This is a genomic window from Synechococcus sp. WH 8101 (genome assembly GCF_004209775.1).
Taxonomy (GTDB): Bacteria; Cyanobacteriota; Cyanobacteriia; order PCC-6307; family Cyanobiaceae; genus Synechococcus_C.
In genome coordinates, this window is the sequence record NZ_CP035914.1 from 655,869 (window position 1) to 676,509 (window position 20,641).

25 protein-coding genes are annotated in these 20,641 nt (G+C 64.6%); 14 read left to right on the top strand and 11 right to left on the bottom strand.

Features of this window, described 5'->3' with window-relative positions; genetic code table 11:
• Positions 1-14: 14 nt before the first annotated feature.
• The 5 genes from SynWH8101_RS03225 to SynWH8101_RS03245 form a co-directional block, all read right to left on the bottom strand.
• A complete protein-coding gene (locus tag SynWH8101_RS03225; RefSeq protein WP_174719491.1) occupies positions 15-1,700 on the bottom strand; it encodes a vWA domain-containing protein in 1,686 nt (561 codons plus the stop codon).
• Positions 1,701-1,811: 111 nt separating this feature from the next.
• Entirely contained in the window at positions 1,812-2,432 is a 621-nt protein-coding gene (locus SynWH8101_RS03230) for a Tfp pilus assembly protein FimT/FimU (RefSeq protein WP_165380906.1), read from the bottom strand.
• A gap of 29 nt (positions 2,433-2,461) precedes the next feature.
• Positions 2,462-2,971, bottom strand: coding sequence for a prepilin-type N-terminal cleavage/methylation domain-containing protein (locus tag SynWH8101_RS03235; RefSeq protein ID WP_130128532.1), 510 nt, complete (start codon positions 2,969-2,971; stop codon positions 2,462-2,464).
• 147 nt (positions 2,972-3,118) lie between these two features.
• On the bottom strand, positions 3,119-4,873 hold the full coding sequence (locus SynWH8101_RS03240) for a hypothetical protein (RefSeq protein ID WP_130128533.1): 1,755 nt from the start codon (positions 4,871-4,873) through the stop codon (positions 3,119-3,121).
• Between the two features lie 10 nt (positions 4,874-4,883).
• The gene (locus SynWH8101_RS03245; protein ID WP_130128534.1) at positions 4,884-5,426 is read right to left on the bottom strand and encodes a type IV pilin protein; all 543 of its coding nucleotides are present in this window, start codon (positions 5,424-5,426) and stop codon (positions 4,884-4,886) included.
• Positions 5,427-5,531: 105 nt separating this feature from the next.
• Here SynWH8101_RS03245 and SynWH8101_RS03250 point away from each other — a divergent pair, with 105 nt between their 5' ends.
• Positions 5,532-5,798 (top strand): hypothetical protein, encoded by a 267-nt coding sequence (locus SynWH8101_RS03250; protein ID WP_130128535.1) that lies wholly within the window; start codon positions 5,532-5,534, stop codon positions 5,796-5,798.
• Positions 5,799-5,821: 23 nt separating this feature from the next.
• Here SynWH8101_RS03250 and SynWH8101_RS14555 read toward each other — a convergent pair whose 3' ends face one another.
• Positions 5,822-6,298, bottom strand: coding sequence for a type IV pilin protein (locus SynWH8101_RS14555; RefSeq protein WP_130128536.1), 477 nt, complete (start codon positions 6,296-6,298; stop codon positions 5,822-5,824).
• A gap of 122 nt (positions 6,299-6,420) precedes the next feature.
• On the opposite strand from SynWH8101_RS14555, the gene SynWH8101_RS03260 reads away from it, so the two are divergent.
• Complete coding sequence (locus SynWH8101_RS03260; RefSeq protein ID WP_254428030.1) at positions 6,421-7,725, top strand: sensor histidine kinase KdpD; 1,305 nt, start codon at positions 6,421-6,423, stop codon at positions 7,723-7,725.
• Here SynWH8101_RS03260 and SynWH8101_RS03265 read toward each other — a convergent pair.
• Positions 7,700-8,416, bottom strand: coding sequence for a response regulator transcription factor (locus SynWH8101_RS03265; RefSeq protein ID WP_165380908.1), 717 nt, complete (start codon positions 8,414-8,416; stop codon positions 7,700-7,702). The genes SynWH8101_RS03260 and SynWH8101_RS03265 overlap by 26 nt on opposite strands.
• A gap of 43 nt (positions 8,417-8,459) precedes the next feature.
• Between SynWH8101_RS03265 and SynWH8101_RS03270 the strand changes: the two genes are divergently transcribed.
• The 7 genes from SynWH8101_RS03270 to SynWH8101_RS03300 are packed head-to-tail and all read left to right on the top strand — an operon-like array spanning position 8,460 to position 13,103.
• Positions 8,460-8,912, top strand: coding sequence for a hypothetical protein (locus SynWH8101_RS03270; protein WP_130128537.1), 453 nt, complete (start codon positions 8,460-8,462; stop codon positions 8,910-8,912).
• Positions 8,909-9,301: a hypothetical protein gene (locus SynWH8101_RS03275; protein WP_130128538.1), complete on the top strand. Its 393-nt coding sequence runs from the start codon at positions 8,909-8,911 to the stop codon at positions 9,299-9,301. The genes SynWH8101_RS03270 and SynWH8101_RS03275 overlap by 4 nt, the downstream gene beginning before the upstream one ends.
• Positions 9,298-9,837, top strand: a complete 540-nt coding sequence (locus SynWH8101_RS03280; RefSeq protein ID WP_130128539.1) for a GspH/FimT family pseudopilin — start codon at positions 9,298-9,300, stop codon at positions 9,835-9,837. The genes SynWH8101_RS03275 and SynWH8101_RS03280 overlap by 4 nt, the downstream gene beginning before the upstream one ends.
• Before the next feature lie 4 nt (positions 9,838-9,841).
• Positions 9,842-10,432: a prepilin-type N-terminal cleavage/methylation domain-containing protein gene (locus tag SynWH8101_RS03285; RefSeq protein WP_130128540.1), complete on the top strand. Its 591-nt coding sequence runs from the start codon at positions 9,842-9,844 to the stop codon at positions 10,430-10,432.
• Between the two features lie 12 nt (positions 10,433-10,444).
• Complete coding sequence (locus SynWH8101_RS03290; protein WP_130128541.1) at positions 10,445-11,953, top strand: HAMP domain-containing sensor histidine kinase; 1,509 nt, start codon at positions 10,445-10,447, stop codon at positions 11,951-11,953.
• A 50-nt stretch (positions 11,954-12,003) separates the two neighbouring features.
• Positions 12,004-12,822 (top strand): ABC transporter permease, encoded by an 819-nt coding sequence (locus SynWH8101_RS03295; RefSeq protein WP_130130320.1) that lies wholly within the window; start codon positions 12,004-12,006, stop codon positions 12,820-12,822.
• 20 nt (positions 12,823-12,842) lie between these two features.
• Positions 12,843-13,103: a hypothetical protein gene (locus SynWH8101_RS03300; protein ID WP_130128542.1), complete on the top strand. Its 261-nt coding sequence runs from the start codon at positions 12,843-12,845 to the stop codon at positions 13,101-13,103.
• Between the two features lie 31 nt (positions 13,104-13,134).
• Here the strand turns inward: SynWH8101_RS03300 and trmH are convergent, their stop codons facing one another.
• Positions 13,135-13,824, bottom strand: a complete 690-nt coding sequence (trmH, locus tag SynWH8101_RS03305) for a tRNA (guanosine(18)-2'-O)-methyltransferase TrmH (RefSeq protein WP_130128543.1) — start codon at positions 13,822-13,824, stop codon at positions 13,135-13,137.
• On the opposite strand from trmH, the gene SynWH8101_RS03310 reads away from it, so the two are divergent.
• Together SynWH8101_RS03310 and SynWH8101_RS03315 are read left to right on the top strand one after the other, a co-directional pair.
• On the top strand, positions 13,823-14,248 hold the full coding sequence (locus SynWH8101_RS03310; RefSeq protein WP_254428031.1) for an MGMT family protein: 426 nt from the start codon (positions 13,823-13,825) through the stop codon (positions 14,246-14,248). The genes trmH and SynWH8101_RS03310 overlap by 2 nt on opposite strands.
• Positions 14,241-15,605 (top strand): 16S rRNA (cytosine(967)-C(5))-methyltransferase, encoded by a 1,365-nt coding sequence (locus SynWH8101_RS03315; protein WP_130128544.1) that lies wholly within the window; start codon positions 14,241-14,243, stop codon positions 15,603-15,605. The genes SynWH8101_RS03310 and SynWH8101_RS03315 overlap by 8 nt, the downstream gene beginning before the upstream one ends.
• On the opposite strand, the gene SynWH8101_RS03320 is transcribed toward SynWH8101_RS03315, so the two are convergent.
• From SynWH8101_RS03320 to SynWH8101_RS03330, 3 genes are read right to left on the bottom strand one after another with little or no spacing between them, the layout of a single operon-like run.
• Positions 15,606-17,630: a transglycosylase domain-containing protein gene (locus SynWH8101_RS03320; protein WP_130128545.1), complete on the bottom strand. Its 2,025-nt coding sequence runs from the start codon at positions 17,628-17,630 to the stop codon at positions 15,606-15,608. It abuts the gene before it with no gap.
• Complete coding sequence (gene chlG, locus SynWH8101_RS03325; RefSeq protein WP_130128546.1) at positions 17,627-18,580, bottom strand: chlorophyll synthase ChlG; 954 nt, start codon at positions 18,578-18,580, stop codon at positions 17,627-17,629. Before chlG ends, SynWH8101_RS03320 begins: the two co-directional genes overlap by 4 nt.
• A 10-nt stretch (positions 18,581-18,590) precedes the next feature.
• Positions 18,591-18,812 carry a DUF2862 domain-containing protein gene (locus tag SynWH8101_RS03330; protein ID WP_130128547.1) on the bottom strand — a complete coding sequence of 74 codons (222 nt, stop codon included), beginning with the start codon at positions 18,810-18,812 and terminating at the stop codon, positions 18,591-18,593.
• A gap of 67 nt (positions 18,813-18,879) precedes the next feature.
• Here SynWH8101_RS03330 and hisF point away from each other — a divergent pair, with 67 nt between their 5' ends.
• The 3 genes from hisF to ubiE are packed head-to-tail and all read left to right on the top strand — an operon-like array spanning position 18,880 to position 20,617.
• Positions 18,880-19,659: an imidazole glycerol phosphate synthase subunit HisF gene (gene hisF / locus SynWH8101_RS03335; RefSeq protein WP_130128548.1), complete on the top strand. Its 780-nt coding sequence runs from the start codon at positions 18,880-18,882 to the stop codon at positions 19,657-19,659.
• A gap of 38 nt (positions 19,660-19,697) precedes the next feature.
• Positions 19,698-19,919, top strand: a complete 222-nt coding sequence (locus SynWH8101_RS03340) for a hypothetical protein (protein ID WP_254428032.1) — start codon at positions 19,698-19,700, stop codon at positions 19,917-19,919.
• Complete coding sequence (gene ubiE / locus SynWH8101_RS03345; RefSeq protein ID WP_130128549.1) at positions 19,916-20,617, top strand: bifunctional demethylmenaquinone methyltransferase/2-methoxy-6-polyprenyl-1,4-benzoquinol methylase UbiE; 702 nt, start codon at positions 19,916-19,918, stop codon at positions 20,615-20,617. Before SynWH8101_RS03340 ends, ubiE begins: the two co-directional genes overlap by 4 nt.
• The last annotated feature ends 24 nt before the right edge of the window (positions 20,618-20,641 follow it).

Below are 20,641 nucleotides of genomic sequence, written 5' to 3' on the forward strand. Positions count from 1 at the left end.
GCTCTTGCTTCCCCTCAAGGGTTGCGGAACTGACCAGCACCGGTGAGTTCCACGTCGTCGGCATCGTTGCAGTAATCGAAGTTGGCACTTGGATTGCTGGGATCGCAGAAGCCTTCGTTGTTGCCGATGCCGTTGTTGTCTTTCAGCGACTCGGGATCGATCTGGGTGTACACCCCCTTGCCTCGTTCGGCGAACAGCTTCATCCAGGGGGATTCCAGTCCGAGCGCGGTGGTGAACACCTTGGCCGGGGTGGTGCGCTGGTTGTTTTTGGCGATGTAATACTCCACCGTGGGGCCGTAATCGCGGCTGCTCCAGCTGCGACCGCGTCGATCCTGGCTCGGTTCACCATCGGAGAGGAAATACACCGCATTCACATCGGCCATTGTCATCGCTTTCTCCAGGCCATTCCAGGGATCGGTGCCGCCCCAGCGGGTCACATCACCGGCGCTGAGGGAGTTCACGAACTCCTTGGCGGATTGGTAGTGGTCCACATCACCGATGCGCACCAACCCATCGGAGGAGCGACTCCATTCGCGGTGGTTGGAATATCCTTTTGAGCTGAAGGCGGTGAGGGTGATTTTGGTGTCGGGTGCGTTGTGATGCAGATCGGTGAGCACCGCCAGCAGTTCCTTCTGCAGCGATTCCATTCGGGTCATGGCACAGGAACGCCTGGTGCTCTGATAGCGCTGGCCATTCCAGTAGGTGCGCTTGTCTCCATTGCCGCTGCCCCAGAGGATGCAGGCGCTCATTGAACCGGACCCATCCACAAGGAAAGCGACGCGATCGCTGTTGAGTTCGGGAAAGAAGGCGGAATCGATGGCAATGCCGGTTTCGCCGTAGTTTTCGAGGCGCTTATCTGCCCGTGCAAAGGCGGCGAGATACAGCGGATAAATCGAAAGGGAACGGCTGCTGTTGCTCAACTGCAGATGGCTCTCGTTGAGATTGTCGTTGTATTCCGTGCCAGTGTTGGGATCAATAAATTTCACTAGCTTGTAGTTGGGATCGGTTTCAATCCTCAGGGCTGGCTCGCGATAGATGCGCTCCGGGGTGGTGTAGGAGTCGGTGCTGAAGTTGACATCGAGGCTGGAAGCGATGTCTTTGAGTTGCTTGGTTTTGTTGCTTTCTTCTGTGTCGGTGCATTCACCGTTGGCGCAGGGCATCACGGCGATGTCGTCGATCACCCTGGCAATGAAGATTTCGTCGGTTTCGTTGTAGGTGCCGTCGATGCTGAGCGGTGCGCCACAGCGGGACAGGCTGTAGCCCTTGCCGCTGGAGCTGGTGCTGATCCCATAGAACACTGGATCGGTCAGCTCAATCATCTTCAGGCCGAACACAGGCCGAAACACCTGGTTGCTGGTGCTCGCTTTGGCCTGGCAGGTTTGCAACGATGCGGCGTATTGCTCATCGGCCAGATCGAAATCTCCCCCCTGGCTGGCCTTGCTGCCGTTCACCATGATGTGCATGCTGCGTTCCACTTCAGAACGGAGCAGCCGCAGCCCGTTCGTGGTGTTCTGACGCAGGCTCGCCTTCCCTTCGGCCCGATTGATCAACACGTCGGTGGAGCGCAGCGCCATCGCCCCTGCACCGATCACCAGCACGCCGGCGGCGAGCGACACGATCGCTTCGGTGGTGCCCATGCCGCGGGAGCGCTTCGATCTGCGCTTTGGTGGTGTGTTGCGTAGGAAGGAGGGGAGTTTCATGGCATCCGGGTCAGGGGGACTGACCTCGATACATTCAGTGTGACGGAATCAAGCGGTCTGTTCCTAAGGCGGCTGTGAACAGACTCTGAGAAGAGGCTGAATTCACGTCGTTCAGCTGCTGTCGCATTGGCTGGTGCTCTGATTCCAGTTGCCTCGATGCAGGTAGCCATTGCCCGAGAGCAGCACGCAGCGCTGCTTCAGGGGCTGGTTGGTCATGCTGGCGTGGTGCCGGGAACGGATCACGAACACCACATCGTCGTGGTTGATCGTGCCGGGCGGTGTGATCTCAAACGTGGTCTGGCCCCCTTTGAGGTGAATCATGATTTCTACCTCACGCGCCTGCTTGGTATTTTCGAGCTTGAGAAAGCGAAAGTCAGGATCGCGACGATTTAATGCAGCATCTGCATTGCAGGCGGGATCATTGTCCCCTTCGATGACGCACAGACGACCATCACTGCCATTGATGCGTGTGCCATCGGGTTTGGTGAATTCCACCAGCTGCCATGGTTCCAGAAAGCTGTCTCGGGCCGGAGGGGTGGCGATGAAGCTGATTTTCTCTTTTCCGGCCTTGGCTTTGAGGTCAAACAGACCGGCTTCCAGGTTTTCGGCATAGCGATCCACCTGCCCCTGCAGCAGCTGTCGCCGCCAGGCGGGCAGGGCCCAGGCGGTTGTGAGGCCGGCAATCACCAGCATCACCAGCATCTCCAGCAGGGTGAATCCCCTGGACGGCATTGCCTGAGTGGAGGGAGCATGCATGCTGATCACGGGCAAAGGGCCTGGAAGTTGGGATTCAGCTCCAGCACGCGATACTCCCTGCCGATGGATCGTTCGGGTGCCTCAAACCCGTAGCTGATCACCAGGGTGTCGGCCGTGTCGGCCGAGCGCATCGTGCGGCTGACGTCCGGCAGACGAAGTCTGAGGCTGCGGGAGGGATCGGTGCTCGCTGACGAGCGGGTTTCGATGTAAGCCTTCAGCGCTGCTGAGGGATCAGAGCAGGCGGTACTGCTGGGTTGATCGGCCGGATTGGGCGCATCAAAGCGAAATTCCGAGTCGGCCTTCTGGATCAGCTGGATGTTTTCGCTCACCGCCGCCTCGATGCGGGTACGTTCGCCCTGAAGGCGCCCGGTGGCGAGAGCTGCCACCGTGAGCCTTCCCACTGCTGCCATCATGGCCGACATCACCACAGCAGCGATCAGCACCTCCACCAAGGTGAAGCCGGACTGCATGCTGAGGCGCACAGTCCGCTGATGCCAGCGAGGGCGGCGGATCATGGCGAGGCCAGGGACGCTTGAAAAAGAACGACGAGGACAACCCTTTTCTTCTCTTCATGCTCAGTTGGTCATGCCCATGCCTGGGTTGCAACTCAGCCAGAGTTCTCTGAGAACTTTCTGAGTTTCGAATTCGAGTCGGAGTGAGCGTCAGAACCGCTTGAAAATGTCGAGACCGGTGCCTCGGATGCCGCGCAGCACCTGCCGGCCATAGCCGTTCTCTGGCTCCCAGCCCCAGAACTCCTGGGCTGAAGCAATCACTGGCGTGCCGCCTACTTCGGTGCTGAGTTGGAGGCCATGGCCGTTGGCACAGATGTCGTGGGCCCACACGATTCCTGCCATCTGGGCCTCAGCCGAGAGCGAAAGGCTGGCCTTGGGCAGATGAATCAGAGCGGCGGGTAAGGCATCACCAGCGATCTGAAGCACATAGGGCTTGCTGGTGATGCTGTTGCATTGGGATGGTTGAGGCCCAGTGGATGAACTGATCACCAACCGCTCCGGTTGGGAGACATCACAGCTGGTGCCACCGGTGCTGGTGAGGCAGAGGCTGCTGTTGCCATCCAGCTGGATCCTGCCGCTGAGTCCGCTCGCGACTGCTGTGTTGTAGGGCAATTCCAGATGCAGCACCACCGCGTCGATGGCGCTGCCAAGCGTGCGGAAGCGCAGGTCGGTGTTGTTGAGATTGATGTGCTCGACGAAGAGATGGCACACGGTGTTGGTGCTGTTGTTTGCCGCGCAGATGTCATCCGCATCGATGGCCACGGTCCAGCGGCTGTTGCTGCTGTCGCGCGTTTTGCTCACCGCGGGCACCAACGTGACGGTTGAATCGTGGGCACGGGCGCATACCACCGAATTGCTGCATCCGGAGGCGCTGCCGCCGCTGTCATCAAAACTCCAGATCCGCACCTTGCTGGTGCTACCCGGCATCATGTCGATGGTCTTGCCTTTGTCGTAACTGGTGAGGGGGATGCTGCCCTGCAGCACCGGCCAGAGATCTCGGGCAATGGCGCTTTCGATGCTGGTATCGGAACCGCTGAAACTGAGGCCAGGCAGTGTTTTCAGATAGGTGGCATTGGCGCAGTTGCTGCTGGGGTTACGGAAGTTGGCATCGCTGCTCACATTCCAAACGATTTTTCCCTTCGATTCAGTGGAGGCGCCGGCGATTGAGGAGCTGCCGAGATTGAGATAGTTGCCAGCAATCACGGCCCAATCCTCTGGGGTGAGCACCATGGCCGACACATTCAGGGTGCGTGTGAGCAGGGCGCGCGACAGCTCTTCACCTTCGCCGGTGCCTTCGCGACGCACCAGGCCTTCCACCTCAAACACCCCCTCACCACTGGGTTTGGCGTAACCGCGCAGGCGGTAGTACGTCTTGATCGCATCGTCGCGGCCATCGTCACGCAAGGTGTCGGCATCCGATGGCAAGGAGAGCGGGGTTTCATCCAGCGGATCCCAGTTGATCACCCCATTGCTCAGTAGCGCTGAGGAGTTGGTGCAGAGCTGGGGAAGGACGGGTGGGGCGTCGGTGGCAAAGAGATTCCACTGATAGCCGGGTGCGGGGATGCCGGGCTCCCCTGCTTTCTCCCGGTTGTTCACCGCATAGAGAAACCCGAGGTAGTCGCCAGGGATGTTGTTGTTGAGGCGGCCAAGGATGCGGTTGAAACCATTGACTGCAGCGGTTTCCGCCAGCTGCTGGTAGCTCTCGCTGGCACCGAGTTTGCGGGCCATCAGCTGCCGGATGAGCAGGCCGGTGGCCGCGGCGATCAGCAGCATGCCGATGAGCAGGGCCAGCAGCAGGGCAATGCCGCGTTCTCCTCGTGTAGGCCCAGGCACACCCTGCCCGGCGCTGTGGCGCAGAAGCCAGTGCAGGCTCGAGATCCGGTGGCGGCGCGGCTGCTGGGTCATGGGGGCTCTGCTAACGGCAGTCGAGATCGGAGGCTGTGATCGCGGCGCTGCTGCTGCCTTGTTCCAGATCACTGGCTCCGTTGCTCAGATCCACACAGGCCATCACGTTGAAGTTGGCAGCCGAGCTGTCGGCAGCCGTGAACTCGTAGTAATCGTCGTTGGCGCTGTTATCCGAGCGGGTGATGGTGTATCGCCCGTTGGGCATGGTGATCGCGCTGCTGAGCGAGGTGCAGCCACTGGCCGGACCGGAGTCGGTCATCACGGCAGCAATTCCGTTCAGGTCTCCCCAGGTGGGGGCTGTGCCTGCACCGCAGCCACTGGCGGTGGTGTTGTTCTCGTCGACGTAAGCCACCAGGGTGTTTTGCAGCTGGGCCAGGGCTGCTGCCGCCTCGCTCTGCCGGGTGCGTTGCACCTGATTGAAGTAGTTGGGCAGGGCGATGGCGCTGAGAATCCCCACGATCACCACGGTGATCAGCACCTCTGTGAGAGTGAAAGCCTCGGCTCTGGCGTGTCTGGATCGGCCCGATGAAGGCGTTACGAATCGCGTCCCCATGGGCCGTGACTACTACACATGATCATCATGTGCCTCGCAGGGCGAATTTGGCTGTGAACTCCCTGAGACCTTGCTTTGAACTTCTCCCGGTCTTGACCTGACACCATGCCTGCTCTGAAGTCTCGCGCGGTCCACCGTTGGCTGGTGCCCCTCGCGGCGGCGCCTCTTCTGCTCACCGTGATCACGGGGGTGGGCTTTTCGCTCTCAGAAGAGTGGGGCGTGAAGCAGAAGTGGTTGCTGCAGCTTCACATCGGCCATTTTGGGCCACTCAACCTCTCCAGTGTGTATCCAACGCTGTTGGGAGTGATGACCGTGGTGATTATTGTGTCTGGCGTGCAGTTGTATTGGCCGGTGAGGCGACGCGGAATGTAAGCTTTTGGAGCGGTTGGCGGTTTTTAGCTGGAAGCATTAGTGTCTTTAGTGCATGGTGTGATGACTCCAGTGGGGCCGTCGATTGAGCATGCGCTGAGGCCGAGGTTGTCGTTGGCGCTGTCTGCAACTCCTGTGGCTGCTAAAACTATTGAGTCTCCGTTGGCGGCAGGGGTGCAAGTATAAGTCCAGTTGTTTTCTGTGTACGCGCCATTGGCGTCAGCTGTGAATCCGATGTCAGCGCATGTGACGCCTGTAAATGTGCCAGTTTCCACCCATAGGCTCTGAGCTTGTTTAAGGCCCGCTGATACTTTGCCTAATGGTTCGGTGATTTTGGCTTTTGACGCTTGCCCTAAGAAATTCGGCAGCGCCACCGCCGAGAGGATGCCGACGATCACGATCACGATCATCAGCTCCACCAGGGTGAAGCCTTTCTGGAGGGCGTTGCCGGAGCGCTTGCGCTTCAGCAGGGCCAGTTGGAAGCGGTTGTTAAGAATGCTCATGGCCGAAAGGGCGATGGGTGCACCACAGGTGCGGTCCCTTTCATCATTCCCCGTTCAATTTGACTTGGGATGGAAGTTGGGCTGAGGCTTCCCTAAGAAGGCTCTTAGGTGATCTCTCAGACGTGTCAATCCGGCCACTGCCTTCCCTGCGCCTCTGGTTGCAGTCCACCACGCTGTTGGCCGTGATCGCTGGCTACAGCTTGCTGCTGGCGATGGATTCCATGATCAGCGAGCGGGAGCGGCGCGGCCAGCATGAGCGCTTGGTGGAGGCCCTGATCTCTCTGGAACAGGATCAGCGCTTGCCCCGCCTCAGTCCGGTGGACGCCGATGGCGAGGCCCCATTGCTCCGTTGGCGTGTTCTCCCCGGCCGGCAGCCCCAGCCGATCACCCGCACTGGCGGCAGCGATGGGCCTCAAGAGCTGGTGAGCCGCCGCCCCTTGCCCGGCGTTCGCGCCGCGCCCCTCACCCTGGAGGTGCGCCAGAACATCACCGCCTCCCTGCAGCAACAACGCAGCACCCAGTTGTTATTGGTGGCGGCCGCAGGCGTGTCCGCCCTGTTCACATCGCTGTTGCTGCGGTTGGTGTTGCGCCGCGGTCTGGTGCAACCGCTGCAGGCGCTGGCCGCTGATGTGGCCTCCCTGGAGGCCGACCATCTCGGTGAGCATTGGCTGCCGGTTGCCCAGCAGTCGCAAGAGCTGCAGCCGATCGCCCGGGCGTTCAATGAGCTTCAACAGCGTCTGGCCCTGGCCTGGCAGCAGGAGCGCACCTTCATCGACGGGGTGGCCCATGAGCTGCGCACGCCGATCACCGTGATCTCCGGCCATGCCCAGCGTCTGCAACGGTGGGGTCTGCCCATCGAGCTGCAGGAACCGCTGCGCCTGATCGCTGCGGAGGCCGCTCGCATGGGCACCCAGCTGAGCATTCTCCGCGATCTGGCGCGCAGCGATGCCGGTCGCCTCCAGCCACAGTGCCAATCGCTCGATCCCGATGAACAGCTGCTGCTGGCCTTCGAGCGCTGGCAGGCGCGCACGCCAGCACGGCTCACGCTTCCGGTGCCCGAGCCAACGCCCCCCCAGCGGATTCAGGCCGATCCCGAGCTCCTGCAGCAGTGCCTGGATCTGTTGATCGACAATGCTCTGCGCTACAGCTCCGATTCGGTGGCGTTGCAGCGCAGTGTGGGCGCAACCGGGGAGACGATCCTGCATGTGCTCGACCGTGGTCCCGGCATCCCAGTGGCGGAGCGCGACCAGGTGGTGCGCCGGTTTGTGCGAGGCGGCAGCTCCAGCGGCACCCGCGGTATGGGCATCGGTCTGGCGCTGGCGTCAGCGCTTGCCGCCGCCCTGCGGGCCCAGCTGCGGATCGCTGATCGCAACGCGGGTGGTGCCGATCTGCAGGTGGTGTTCAGTGCAGTTCCTCCCGCGCCATGAAGCCCACCCCGCGCACGGTGTGCAGCAGGCGCGGTTCGTCGCTGCTTTCCAACTTGCGGCGCAGATACCCCACATACACATCCAGGGTGTTGGGGTCGCCCACGAACGGGCTGCCCCACACCCCATCGAGAATCTCTTGGCGCGGAATCACCTCTCCGGCACGGCGCACCAGAAAGGCGAGCAGGTCGAATTCCCGTTGCGAGAGGTTGATCGTCCGCTCTCCCCGTCGCACCTGGCGCGTCAGCAGCGCCATGGTGAGATTGCCGAGCTGGAGGCAGTCTCCGTCGCTGCGTTGCCGTTGGTAGTGCCCTCGTCGCAGCAGGGCCCGCACCCGGGCATGCAGTTCGACGATCTCAAAGGGTTTGCTCAGATGGTCATCGGCACCCATGTCGAGGGCCATCACCCGATCGCCCGTGTCGGCGCGTGCTGTGAGCATCAGCACCGGGGTCTGGTCGCCACTGCGGCGTAGCCGTTGGCAGATCTCAGTGCCGGCGAAGTCCGGCAGCCCCCAATCGAGCACCACCAGGTCGAACCGCTCCTGGCGCAGCCGCATCAGGGCCTCCTGGCCATTGAGCACGCCGGTGCAGCTCCAGCCTTCCGCCTGCAGATCGTCGAGCAGGAAGCGCAGTAGTTCCGGGTCATCGTCGACGACGAGGAGGTGATCCACCGCAGTGGGGTCAGGTTTCTCCATCGTGCCGTTCGGGGGAATCCTTCACACAGTTGCCTTGGATTCGATGCTCTTGCCACTGGCCCTCTCCGCATCCGCGGTGCTGCTGCTCGGCAGCGCCTCCATCCATACCCTGAGCCTCCAGGGGCATCTCCGTCTGCAGGCCGCTGAGCGGCGCAGCGAAGCGGCCGATTGGTTGCGCTCAGCCGCGCAGGCGTTTGCCGCCGCTGCCAGTGGTGAGGAGGCCTGTCTGCTGCCCTGGCCGATGCAGGCCTGGGATGGGGGCGTGGTGGGTTGCACAGCCGCTGATCCCGCCCGGCTGCGCAGTGGTGTGCTGGCGGAACGCCGTTGGACCCTGCGCGACTGGCAGCCCTCTGGTGATACGGGGCTGCTGCATCTGCAACTGGATGACGGTCGCCGTGCCGCCTTTCGCCTCAGCCTCAACCCGGAGGGCCCGCTCGTGCTGGGCATCAGCGAGCCCCAACTGCAGGGACGTGTCAACGGGGAGGTGGCGTCATGAGCCTGGTGGAAGTGTTGGTGTCGTCGGTGCTGTTGGCTTCCAGCAGCAGTGCCGCCCTGGCCGTGTGGAGTCAGGCCGGGGTTGCGGTGCAACGCAGCAGCCAGCTGGAGGAGCGGGCGAACCAGTTGGAGCGCCAGCGCCTCGGCACCCACCGCTGGTTGGCGTCGCTGGACGATGGTTTGGCGTTGCTCGATCCAGCCGCCGACTGCGCTTTTGCGGCAGGGGCCGTGGCGGCAGCGGCTGACCAGGCCCTGCCCCTGCCCGATGGCGCCGAGCGCCGCTGGGTTGCGGCGGCTGAGGGGGCGGGCCTCTGGTTGGAACTTGAACATGGGCCGGCGCGGCGCCGCCAGCTGTTCAGTGCGGCGGCCTACGGGTTGTGCCAGCCATGAACAAGGCCTCGAAGGGATTCAGCCTGGTGGAGCTGCTGGTGGCGATCGCCATCCTCGGCATCCTGGCGTCGGTGGGCCTGGTGCATGCCGGCAGCGATCGCGATCAGCTCCAGCTCGACACCGCGGCCCGGCGCTTGCAGCTGGGCTTGGAACGGGGTCGCAGCCTCGCCCGGCGCCAGCAGCGCGCCTGTGGCATCAGCCTCGACGCCGAGGGCTGGTTGCCGTCAGCCGAAGAGGCCCTGCCCGGAGAGCTCGTCGCCTGCTCCGGCGCTGGCCTCGCCCTGCAGGAAGCCCTGGAGCAGGGGCCGATTCAGCTGCACACCAATCTGCCGCCGGTGCTACGGATCGCCGCCAACGGGCTGCTGATCGATGGCGGAACCGTGGTGCTCAGCCATGGGCGCCTGAAGCGCAGCCGCTGCCTGGTGGTGAGTCTGCCGCTGGGGATCAGCCGCCTGGGCCTCTACGACGGTGCCGCACCGGCTGGGGGAGAGGCGCCGAGCAGCAGCCGCTGCCGTCCTGATCCTGGGGAGGCCTGACGCCATGCGCCAATTCAGGAGCCGGGATAGGGGCTTCACCCTCTTGGAGCTGATGCTCGCCCTCAGCCTCGGTGTGATGGTGTTCGGGGTGTTGCTCAACCTGATCGCCGGTGATCTGCGCCTGGGCGGTGCGATGGCGACGCGGCTGCGGGAATCGGCCCGGCAGCGCCGCACCCTGGAGCTGATTCGCGATGAACTCGCCCTCGGCGAGGGCCGCATGCTGGAGCCGCCGGTGTCGGATCAGTGGCCCTGCGCCATGGCCGGTCGACGCCCCGTGCTCGCCATTGCCACCGAAGCCGGCGACCCCCAGGCGCGCCGCCGCGCGATTGTGTATTCGGTGGGTCGGGCACCGTCGGCGATCTGGCGCGGCCGGGTGTTGATGCGCTGTGGACCGGCCTACAACCTGGAGGGCCTTCCCAGCCTCGATGCTGCTTATCAGAATCGGGTGGTGCTGGATGCACTTCCCGATGATGCAGCCGTCGGTTTTGCGGTGTCGCCCGATCCGGAGCTTCCCGTGCTCCAGCTCGAACTGGAGCAGTCGCTGCCGGGTCGCGATGGTGCCGCCCGGCGGCTTCGCACCGCCATGGCGGCTTGAGAGATGGCCGGGATGTTGAGGCGATGGCGTCGCTGGCTGCAGGCCCCCAGCACGATTCAGTCGAGGCTGGAGCGCACCAGCCTGATCGCGGTGCTGCTCGGCTACGGCTTGCTGCTCGCTGTGGATCTGCAGCTGTTCAACGAACAGCGCCACCAGCGCCAGCTGCAGACGATGGGACGGGCCGAGCTGCTGTTGGCGGAGAGTGCCCAGGCGATGGCCCGATCCTCCGGCGGCAGCCGACAGGGACGCTTCGATTCGAGCGGGCTGCAGCGCACGCTCAGTGATTTCTCCTCCTACCGCCTGGCCCTGTGGATGCATCCCCAGGGCATTCCCGCTTCTCTGGTGGCGCCGAAACGCAGCAGCAATGCCCTGATCAGCACCATGCCCGGTCTGCGGGAGCGGGCCGAAACCCTGGCCCATCGCAACACCTTGCCCCAGCTGTTCGAAGACCAGGATCGCCACTACGTGATCTCCAGCCGGGTGGTGGAGTTCGGCGGCGCCAGCTGGGACCTCTATCTGCTTGAGGATGTGAGCGAAGAGGTGCGCTTCCAGCGCCTGCTGAACGGCCTGCTTCTGCTGGCGGCCGCCCTGGCGTCCCTGGTCACGATCCTGATCAATCGGCGCGGCATCGAGCGCAGCCTGCAGCCCCTGAGGTACTTCAACCGAAGGATCGCTGCGGTGAGCTCCAGCTCACTGGAAAAGCAGCCGTTTCGCCCTGAGCAGGAACCGGAGGAGCTGCAGCCCCTCGCCCAGGGGTTCAACGATCTGCTGGCTCGCCTGGCGGAGGCCTTCACCCGGCAGCGCCAGTTCGCCAGCACCGTGAGCCATGAACTGCGTAATCCGATCACCCTGATCAGTGGCTACAGCGGTCGCTTGCTGCGACGGTCTGAGAACCTCACGCCGCAGCAGATCGAGCAGCTGGGAATCATCGAGGAGGAGGGGCGGCGCCTCTCGCGGCTGATCAGCGACCTGCTGGCGATCACCCGCGCCGACAACGACCGGTTGGCGGTTGAGCCGGTGCCGGTGCGGGTGTGTGATGCGGCGGAGCAGGCGCTGCGGCTGGCCCAGGGCTCGAGATCCCATCACCTGCGCCTGGTGCCGCCTGACTTGGCCGATCCCCACACGCTTCAGGCCCTCGCCGATCGCGACCGTCTGGTGCAGTGCCTGGTGAATCTGCTGGAGAACGCCTGCAAGTTCAGCCCGCCCCATACCACGGTGGAACTGTCCTGCAGCTGCAGCGATGAGCGCGTGCTGCTGCGGGTGCAAGACCAGGGCCCGGGCGTGCCGGAAGCCGATCGCGAGAGGATTTTTGAGCGCTTCAAGCGGGGGCGTCATGCGGCCGGCGTGCCCGGTAGCGGCATCGGCTTGTCGGTGGTGCAGACCCTGGTGCAGCAGATGGAGGGGTCGATCCATGTGGAAGCGGCTGAGGGGGGCGGCGCTGCATTTGTGCTCGGCCTGCGGCGATGGTTGGGTCCCCAGCGAGAATCCCCCCAACCCAACGACTCCCGCGGCGGCCTTTGAGCTTCGGTTTCTCTCCCTTAGGGCTTTCGCGCCCCAGCCTGTCGGCGCGCATGGCCCGCTGGGGGCTAGTGATCGTGGCGATCTACATCGCCGTGGCCCTGCTCACCCCCCTGCTGCTGGCGGCCGGCCTGCTCCCGGATCCCAATGCCGGCCTGGATAATCCGATTTACGCCCCGCCTTCTTGGCAGCATTGGTGCGGCACCGATCGGCTTGGCCGCGATGTGTGCGTGCGCACGCTGCAGGGCAGCGGCGTCGCTTTACAGGTGGTGCTGCTGGCGGTGGTCCTCGCCCTGGTGATCGGCGTGCCCCTGGGCATGGTGAGCGGCTACCTGGGGGGCGGCGTCGACCGGGTGTTGGTGTTGTTGATGGACACCCTCTACACCCTGCCGGTGCTGCTGCTCTCGGTGGTGCTCGCCTTCCTTCTCGGCCGGGGCATTCCCAATGCGGCCGCGGCGTTGTGTGTGGTGTATGTGCCCCAGTATTTCCGGGTGGTGCGCAACCAGACCGCCCAGGTGAAGGCCGAGTTGTTTGTGGAGGCGGCGCAATCGCTGGGGGCCGGGCCGGTGTGGATCCTGCGCCGTTATCTGCTGCGCAATGTGATCACCTCGGTGCCGGTGCTACTCACCCTCAATGCCGCCGATGCGGTGCTGGTGCTGGGGGGGCTTGGGTTTCTCGGTCTCGGCCTGCCCGAAACCGTGCCGGAGTGGGGCGGCGATCTCAACCTGGCCCTGGCGGCGGTGCCCACCGGCATCTGGTGGACGGCTCTCTATCCCGGGCTGGCGATGTTTGTGCTGGTGCTCGGGCTCTCATTTCTTGGTGAAGGGCTGGAGGCCTGGATGAGCAGCAGCGGTCGAGACGCGGCAGACTGAAGAAATCTGCAGCTGCTGCCATGCCCTGGTGGGCCACGCTGATCTTCCTTTCCCTGATGACCTACCTGTGGTTGTCGGGGCGATCCAATCCGGATGATGTGATCGGTTTGCTGGAGCAGATGCTGGCCATCGCTCTGGCCCTGGTGGTGCTGTTCATCGGCCACAACCTGCTGCTCGAAACCCTGGTGCTGTTGTTCGCCCTGCGTCTACCGACGGCACGGCGCGGCATCCCGGTGATCGATCGGCCCCAGGCCAGTAAGGATGTGCTGATTCCGTTCTGATCGGCTGCTGGGACTCAGCAGCTGCTTTCACTTAACAGTGCAATCGTGCCGTGCGTGGGAGGTCCTCGAGAATGTCTCCGTCCTCACTCAAGGCCGGATAGGGCCGGCCCTTATCGCGACACCAGCTGGCCACCTGGGGGTAGGCCCACTCAAACAGCAAGGTGTTGTAGCGCTCAGGTGGGATGCCTTCTCCCAGGAGGGGAACCCGGCCCGAAGCTTGGCGTTGTCGCAGCGCCTCAAACAACAGGGTGGCCGTGGCCACCGACACATTCAGCGACTGCACCATGCCGCGCATCGGGATGAACACGGCCTGATCCATCAGGCTGGTGGCGGCATCGCTCAGGCCCCACTTCTCCGCTCCGAGCACGAAGGCGCAGGGGCCGGTGAAATCGCAGTCGCGATAGTCGCGTGCATCCACGCCCAGATTGGTGCCATAGAGCTTGAAGCCCTGCGCCTTCAGGTGGTGCACGGCCCTCTCGATGTCGGGGTGGTCGTGCAGCGGCACCCAGCGCTGGCTGCCCTGGGCCGTGCTGTTGAAGGTGCGTGGCCTGCCACTCAGGCTCACTGCATGGGCCTCCAGCACCCCCACCGCATCACAACTGCGCAGAATGGCGGAGAGGTTATGGGGCTTCTCCACATGCTCCACCAGCACCGTGAGATCGGCCATGCGCCGGTTGAGCACCGAGCGCAGCCTTTCAAACCGGCGGGGGAGCAGGGGCATGCCTCAGGGTGGATCCTTTGATTCGAGGGTATGGGATGCCGTGGCCCGCATCCCCTGGGGCCGGCTGGCCACCTATGGCCAGGTGGCCGACTGGATCGGGGCCTACGGCTGCGCTCGCCAGGTGGGCTGGGCCCTGCGCCGCTTGCCCTTGCCTTCGCCGATCCCCTGGCACCGGGTGGTGAATGCCCAGGGGCGGGTGGCGATGAGCCTCAGCCGTGAGGGGTCCGACTGGATGCAGCGGCAGATGCTGATCGCCGAAGGCATTCCCGTCGACGATGAGGGGCGTCTGCCCTTGAAGCGCTTCCTCTGGACGCCGGAGCCGCAGGCGATCCGCGGAGCGCTAGGTCTGGAACCTGACCAATCGGATCCGCTCCCCTGCCCATGCTCCCTTCCACCCCATCGCATGGCTGATTCGCATGGCTGATTCGGCTGCCTCGCAGGGCGTGGCTACGCCCACCGGGCTGGGGCCGCGGCGCGTCGCCTGGGAGGTGCTGGAAGCGGTGGCGGCCGGTGCCTACGCCGATGTGGCGCTGGAGCGGGCCCTGCGTAGTGCTGGCCTCTCCGGCGCCGATCGCGGACTGGCCACGGAGCTGGCCTATGGCGCCATTCGCCGTCGCCTCTGGCTCGATGCCTGGCTCGATCGGCTCGGTCGCGTGCCCGCTCGCAAGCAGCCGCCCCGGTTGCGCTGGCTCCTGCATGTGGGGCTGTATCAGCTCTTCTGGATGGAGCGGATTCCGGAGGCCGCAGCGGTGAACACCACGGTGGAGCTGGCCAAGCACCATCGCCTGGCCCGGCTGGCGCCGGTGGTGAATGGGCTGTTGCGGGCTGCCCTGCGGGCTCGGCAGGCGGGCGACACCCTGGCGCTGCCCGCCGATGCGGCGGAGCGCCTGTCGTTGGAGCAGTCGCTGCCGCTGTGGTTCTGCCAGGAGTTACTGGCCTGGGCCGGTGGCGAGTGGGGCGCCACCATGCCCGCAGTGGAGCGCATCGTCGCCGCCTGCAATCAGGTGCCGCCCCTCGACCTGCGCGTCAACCGTCTGCGCAGCACGCCCGAGGCGGTGGCTGCTGCCTTTGCGGCGGCCGGCCTGGCGACCCGCCCGATTGCAGGGTGTGGCTCGGGCCTGCAGGTGCTCGGCGCTGCTGGGGATCTGCGCCAATGGCCCGGCTATGCGGAGGGCCATTGGTGTGTGCAGGACCGGGCGGCCCAGTGGGTGGCGCCCTTGCTGGAGCCCCGGCCCGGCGAGCGGCTGCTCGATGCCTGTGCTGCTCCTGGCGGCAAGGCCACCCATCTGGCCGAGCTGATCGGCGATGCGGGTGAGGTGTGGGCGGTGGATCGTTCCGCCGGGCGTCTGCAGCGGGTGGCGGCCAATGCGGTCCGGCTCGGTTGCGGCTGCGTGAACGCGTTTGCCGCCGATGCCTGCGAGCTGCTGCAGGAGCGGCCCCACTGGCGCGGTGCGTTTCAACGCATCCTGCTGGATGCGCCCTGCTCCGGCCTGGGCACCCTGGCCCGCCATGCCGATGCCCGCTGGCGTGTCACGCCCGACACGATCACGGAGTTGCTGCCGCTGCAGGCGCGATTGCTGGACGCGATGCTGGCTCTTCTCGCCCCGGGGGGGCGCTTGGTGTATGCCACCTGCACGATTCATCCGGCGGAGAACCAGAACCAGATCGCTGGTTTTCTTGCGGCCCATCCCGAGCTGACACTGCACTCGGAGCAGCAGCGCTGGCCCGATCCGGCCGGTGGCGATGGCTTTTATGCGGCCGTGATCACAACGCCACGCTGATCACTGCACCGGCAGGGGCCGGAAGTTTTCGTCCACCGGCGGCCCTCCCGGTGGGGCCACGTAGCGGGGCGGCGGTGCCTGGGGGGCGGGAGCTGGCGCCGGCTCCGGCGCCCAGATGCTCGGATCCGGGTCGTAGTCGTAGCCGCGATAAGGCGCTTCCTGGTTCTCCTTGGGTGTCTTGGCTTTGGCGCCGGGCTTTTTGAAGGTGCGTTTGAGCACGGGCTTGGGTGGGAAGGTCTGCACCGGAAACTGGTTCTTGATCTTGCTCATGAACTGGTTCCAGGCCCAGGCGGCCTCGCCGCTGTTGCTGTTGGTTTCGCGGTTGTTGTCGTGGCCGAACCACACGGCCGTGGTGAGTTGGGGAATCGAGCCGATGAACCACAGGTCGCGAGCACCCTCGGAGGTGCCGGTCTTGCCGGCCACTGGCCGGTCGTTGAGCTTGGCGGCAGCTCCGGTGCCGCCCTCCACCACCCGCTGCAGCATCCAGTTCATGGCGTCGGCCACATCGCTGTCGACGGCCCGGCGACCCCGATCTCCATCAACGCGGCGGCTCCAGATCACCTCGCCACCCGGTCCGCGGATCTCTTCAAAAGCCGCCGGCTTCACATACACGCCGCGATTGGCCACCGCCGCGTAGGCGGCCGCCATGTCGAGGATGGTTTGCTCGTAGGCGCCGATGGCCATGGGATAAAACTTGCCCAGGGGGCGCGTGGTGCCGATCCCCAGGTTGTTCGCCATGGCAATGATCGGGTCGAAGCCCACCTTGTCTTGCAGCTGCACCGCCACGGTGTTGAGCGAGTTCTTCAGGGCATCGGCGAGGGAGATCGGGCCGAAATACTTGTTTCCGAAGTTCTTCGGGCAATAGCCCCCCCAGCAGCGGGGCGAGTCGTTGAAGATGTCTTCAGGCTTCACGCCGGCATTGATCGCTGCGGCGTAGGGAAACAACTTGAAGGTGGAGCCAGGAGAGCGCAGCGCCTGGGTGGCCCGGTTGAACTGGCTGGCGTTGAAATCCTTGCCGCCCACCATCACCCGCACCAGGCCCGTGCCGGGTTCGATCGACACGATCGCTCCCTCGGTGCCGCCGGGAGCAAACTCCTTCACCACCTGCTGCGCATCCTTCTGCCAGGCAAGGTTGAGACTGGTGCGGATTTTCAGACCACCCACCTCAAGCTGATCGGGGGTGAGGATCGTGGGCAGCTGCTGGGCGACCCAGCTGGTGAAGTAAGGGGCGGCGCTGTTGAAGTATTTCGGTGTGGCCGGTTTGAGATCGAGCGGTGCGTTGCGCGCTTCCGCCGCTTCTCCGGCCGAGATGAAGCCGGCCTGTTGCATGCGATCGAGGACGATCGAGCGCCGTTCCAGGGCCAGGTCGGGGTTCACCAGCGGTGAATACACCGAAGGCGCCGGCGGGAGGCCGGCGATCAGGGCCGCCTCCGGCAGGGTGAGCTGATCCGGTTGCTTGGAGAAATACACCCAGGCGGCATCAGAAACGCCATACGCGCTCGAGCCCAGATACACGAAGTTGAGGTACTGCTCGAGAATCTGTTCCTTGCTGAGTTGACGCTCGAGTTTGTAGGCCAGAGCCGCTTCCTTCAGCTTGCGGGTGAGGGTGCGGTCCTGGCTGAGAAACACCGTGCGGGCCAGCTGCTGGGTGATCGTGCTGGCGCCTTCCCGCACGGCCCCCTGGCGCAGGTTGGTCACCAGGGCGCGACTGATGCCCCAGAGATCCACGCCATCATGGTCGTAGAAGCGGCGGTCTTCCGCTGCCACGAAGGCCTGCTTCACCAGCTCCGGCATCTGGCCGGGTTGGATTTTTTCGCGCGTGGCGGGCCCGAGCTTCTGGATCACCTGGCCGTCGCTGGAGAGCAGGGTGATCGTTCCGGGGCGGTTGAAGCGGGCGATACCCCTGGCATCGGGCAGGGTGGCATCGAGAGCCTGGGTGAGCGCGGCCTGGCCCAGAGCCACGCCCACACCGATCGAGCCGGCGGTGACGCCGAGGAGCACCCAGTGACGGCGGGTGCGTTTCACATCCCCTGGGTCAGGGGGCTGTGGCCAACGGCGAGGGCCGTCACGAGCATGCCGAGCACAAGAAAGGGTTGAGCGCTGGCCTGATATTTCACATCGAAGGCCACAGGGTCGCGTAGCAACCAGATGTCCTGGAAGGTGATCTGGGGCACGATCAGCAACACGAGCAACACGGCAGCGAAATGCTGTCCGATTCCGATCAGAACGGCAACCATCAGCAACTGGAAGACATCAATCATGCCGGCGCTGATCCAGCTGGCTCGTTCGATGCCGAATACCACCGGCAGCGATTGAAGGCCGAGAGCTTTATCACCTTCCACGCTCTTGAAGTCGTTCACCACCGCGATGCCAAGCCCGGCGAGGCTGTAGGCAAGGGTAAGAATCGCCGTCGACCAGGTGAGCTGGCCAAACAGGGCCTGGCCCGCCCACCAGGGCAGGGCGATATAGCTGGCCCCGAGGGCGTAATTGCCAAGCCAACCGTTCTGCTTGAGCTTCAACGGTGGCGCTGAATAGATGAAGCTCACGAAGGAGCCACCGAGGGCGAGGAGCAATACCACCGGGGTGGTGTGGCCCGCCCAGACATCGAGGCCCCAGGCCACCGCAAGACCGGCCAGGAGCAGCACCCAGATCTGCAGCTTCACCTGGCCGAGAGGGATCGCGCCGGAGGGAATCGGCCGATAGGGCTCATTGATCGCGTCGATCTCGCGGTCGTAGTAGTCGTTGATCGTTTGAGTGAAGCCCGCCAGCAGCGGACCGCTCATCACCATGCAGGCGAGAGCGGCGAGCAGGTGATCCCAGCGCCACACGTAATGGCCACTGGCGGCGGCACCGCAGACCACACCCCATATGAGGGGGATCCAGGTGACTGGCTTCATCAGCTGCAGGCGCAGCTTCCAGATATTGGTAGTGCCGCTGGCACCTTTCATGCCGAGCAGCTGACGGGCGTCGCTCATGGCCTGGACCTCAGGCGGGGGCGATTTCGTCGTCGAAGAACCAGCTGGTGGAACCGTCGCTGAGCTCCACGACCACGCCGATGCCTTTGCCATCGGTGGTGCGGAAGTCGGTGACGGTGCCCGTTGCGTCCTTCTTGAGCAGCTCCACCAGAGCGGCGGGAATGCGATCACGCACCCGGGTGACCCGCACCTTGGAGCCGATGTCGATGGTGACTGCCGCCTGCTGTGACATGGCCTGCAAGGCTTGGAAAGTGGGCGTCACCCTAACAGTTGCGCCTGAGCCTTCCGTTTGCCCGCCGATGGTTGCCCTGCGCTTGATTCCCTGCCTCGATGTGGCCGATGGTCGCGTGGTGAAGGGGGTCAACTTCGTTGGCCTGCGCGATGCAGGTGATCCAGTGGAGCTGGCCAGTCGTTACAGCCAGGCGGGTGCCGATGAGCTGGTGTTTCTCGACATCGCGGCCACTCACCAGGGGCGCGCCACCTTGGTGGATTTGGTGCGCCGCACCGCCGAAGCGGTGACGATCCCGTTCACCGTGGGGGGCGGCATCAGCACGCTGGAGGGGATCACCGAGCTGCTTCGGGCCGGGGCCGACAAGGTCAGCCTCAATTCCTCCGCCGTCCGTGATCCGGAGTTGGTGGCGCGGGGGGCGGAGCGCTTCGGTTGCCAGTGCATCGTTGTGGCGATCGATGCCCGGGCCAGACCTGGGGGTGGTTGGGATGTGTTCGTGAAGGGGGGGCGTGAGAACACCGGCCTCGACGTTGTGACCTGGGCCCGGCGGGTGGCGGAGCTGGGGGCGGGGGAGATCCTGCTCACCTCGATGGATGGCGATGGCACTCAGGCCGGTTATGACCTGGCCCTCACCCGGGCGGTGGCCCAGGCCGTGCCCGTGCCGGTGATCGCTTCGGGGGGAGCTGGCTGCATCGATCACATCGCAGCAGCTCTTGATCCAGGGCCGGAAGGGGGGCAGGCATCGGCGGCACTGCTCGCTTCCCTGCTTCACGATGGCGTGCTCTCGGTGGAGGCGATCAAGGCCGATCTGCTCGGTCGGGGGTTGCCGATTCGGCCCCCGGAGGCCTGAGCCAGTTTTCTAATGTTGATGAACTTCTGTGAAAGGCTTTGGCTTCTGGCCTCCCCCTGATTGCGCGTTCCTGGGCGATGCCGGTGGGTGTGATCTGGGTGGTGCTGGTGATTGCCCTGGTTGCCTGGGCCTTGCAGTTGATGCAGGCGGCGATTGATCAGCAGGAGTTTTCGCTGATGCTGGCGGGCTGCATGGTGTGTTCGGCGGCCGTGGGGCTGGCGACCGTCATGGTGATGACCCTGAACGGCCTGCCCTTGTGAAGCCTGGTGATCCCGCTGCCGTCGAGCAGCTGTTCAACGCGGTGGCGCCCCGTTACGACCGCCTGAACGATCTGTTGAGCCTTGGTCTTCATCGTGTCTGGAAGCGCCAGTTGTTGGCTTGGCTGCGTCCCTGTCCTGGAGAACGCTGGCTGGATCTCTGTTGCGGCACGGGTGATCTTGCCCTGTTGTTGGCGTCTCGGTTACGACCGGGCGGAGAGGTGCTCGGGATGGATGCGGCAGCCGCACCCCTGCAACGCGCTCGGCAGCGTTCGGAGCAGCAGCCCTGGCTGCCTGTGCGATGGCAGCAAGGGGATGCGCTGCACACCGGCCTGGCGTCGGCCGGCCTTGATGGGGTGGTGATCGGTTACGGCCTGCGCAACCTCGCCGATCCTGCGGCGGGGCTGGCGGAGGTGCGCCGTCTGCTTCGGCCTGGTGGCCGCGCCGGCGTGCTCGATTTCAATCGGCAGAAGGCCGGTGGTGCTGGCGAGGCGTTTCAGCGCGCCTACCTGCGCCGACTGGTGGTACCGACGGCGGCGCTGGTGGGCTTGAAGGAGCATTACGCCTATCTCGAGGCCAGTTTGCAGCGGTTTCCTGATGGCGCCGCCCAGGAACAGCTGGCCTTAGAGGCAGGGTTTCGCGCTGCCCGCCACCGTGCTCTGGCCGGCGGCCAGATGGGCCTACTGCTTCTGGAGGCATGAGCCATCAGTTCGTCTCATGGTGTG

Bases quoted from the DNA above. Each gene is read 5' to 3' on its own strand.
- SynWH8101_RS14555 (WP_130128536.1), bottom strand. From the start codon at position 6,298: ATGAGCATTCTTAACAACCGCTTCCAACTGGCCCTGCTGAAGCGCAAG.
- trmH (WP_130128543.1), bottom strand. From the start codon at position 13,824: ATGCCCCTGCTCCCCCGCCGGTTTGAAAGGCTGCGCTCGGTGCTCAAC.
- SynWH8101_RS03245 (WP_130128534.1), bottom strand. From the start codon at position 5,426: ATGGGGACGCGATTCGTAACGCCTTCATCGGGCCGATCCAGACACGCC.
- SynWH8101_RS03225 (WP_174719491.1), bottom strand. From the start codon at position 1,700: ATGAAACTCCCCTCCTTCCTACGCAACACACCACCAAAGCGCAGATCG.
- SynWH8101_RS03310 (WP_254428031.1), top strand. From the start codon at position 13,823: ATGCCTCAGGGTGGATCCTTTGATTCGAGGGTATGGGATGCCGTGGCC.
- SynWH8101_RS03300 (WP_130128542.1), top strand. From the start codon at position 12,843: ATGCCCTGGTGGGCCACGCTGATCTTCCTTTCCCTGATGACCTACCTG.
- SynWH8101_RS03230 (WP_165380906.1), bottom strand. From the start codon at position 2,432: ATGCCGTCCAGGGGATTCACCCTGCTGGAGATGCTGGTGATGCTGGTG.
- hisF (WP_130128548.1), top strand. From the start codon at position 18,880: ATGGTTGCCCTGCGCTTGATTCCCTGCCTCGATGTGGCCGATGGTCGC.
- SynWH8101_RS03280 (WP_130128539.1), top strand. From the start codon at position 9,298: ATGAACAAGGCCTCGAAGGGATTCAGCCTGGTGGAGCTGCTGGTGGCG.
- SynWH8101_RS03290 (WP_130128541.1), top strand. From the start codon at position 10,445: ATGTTGAGGCGATGGCGTCGCTGGCTGCAGGCCCCCAGCACGATTCAG.
- SynWH8101_RS03330 (WP_130128547.1), bottom strand. From the start codon at position 18,812: ATGTCACAGCAGGCGGCAGTCACCATCGACATCGGCTCCAAGGTGCGG.
- chlG (WP_130128546.1), bottom strand. From the start codon at position 18,580: ATGAGCGACGCCCGTCAGCTGCTCGGCATGAAAGGTGCCAGCGGCACT.
- SynWH8101_RS03270 (WP_130128537.1), top strand. From the start codon at position 8,460: ATGCTCTTGCCACTGGCCCTCTCCGCATCCGCGGTGCTGCTGCTCGGC.
- SynWH8101_RS03275 (WP_130128538.1), top strand. From the start codon at position 8,909: ATGAGCCTGGTGGAAGTGTTGGTGTCGTCGGTGCTGTTGGCTTCCAGC.
- SynWH8101_RS03315 (WP_130128544.1), top strand. From the start codon at position 14,241: ATGGCTGATTCGGCTGCCTCGCAGGGCGTGGCTACGCCCACCGGGCTG.
- SynWH8101_RS03295 (WP_130130320.1), top strand. From the start codon at position 12,004: ATGGCCCGCTGGGGGCTAGTGATCGTGGCGATCTACATCGCCGTGGCC.
- SynWH8101_RS03265 (WP_165380908.1), bottom strand. From the start codon at position 8,416: ATGGAGAAACCTGACCCCACTGCGGTGGATCACCTCCTCGTCGTCGAC.
- SynWH8101_RS03240 (WP_130128533.1), bottom strand. From the start codon at position 4,873: ATGACCCAGCAGCCGCGCCGCCACCGGATCTCGAGCCTGCACTGGCTT.
- SynWH8101_RS03285 (WP_130128540.1), top strand. From the start codon at position 9,842: ATGCGCCAATTCAGGAGCCGGGATAGGGGCTTCACCCTCTTGGAGCTG.
- SynWH8101_RS03235 (WP_130128532.1), bottom strand. From the start codon at position 2,971: ATGATCCGCCGCCCTCGCTGGCATCAGCGGACTGTGCGCCTCAGCATG.
- SynWH8101_RS03250 (WP_130128535.1), top strand. From the start codon at position 5,532: ATGCCTGCTCTGAAGTCTCGCGCGGTCCACCGTTGGCTGGTGCCCCTC.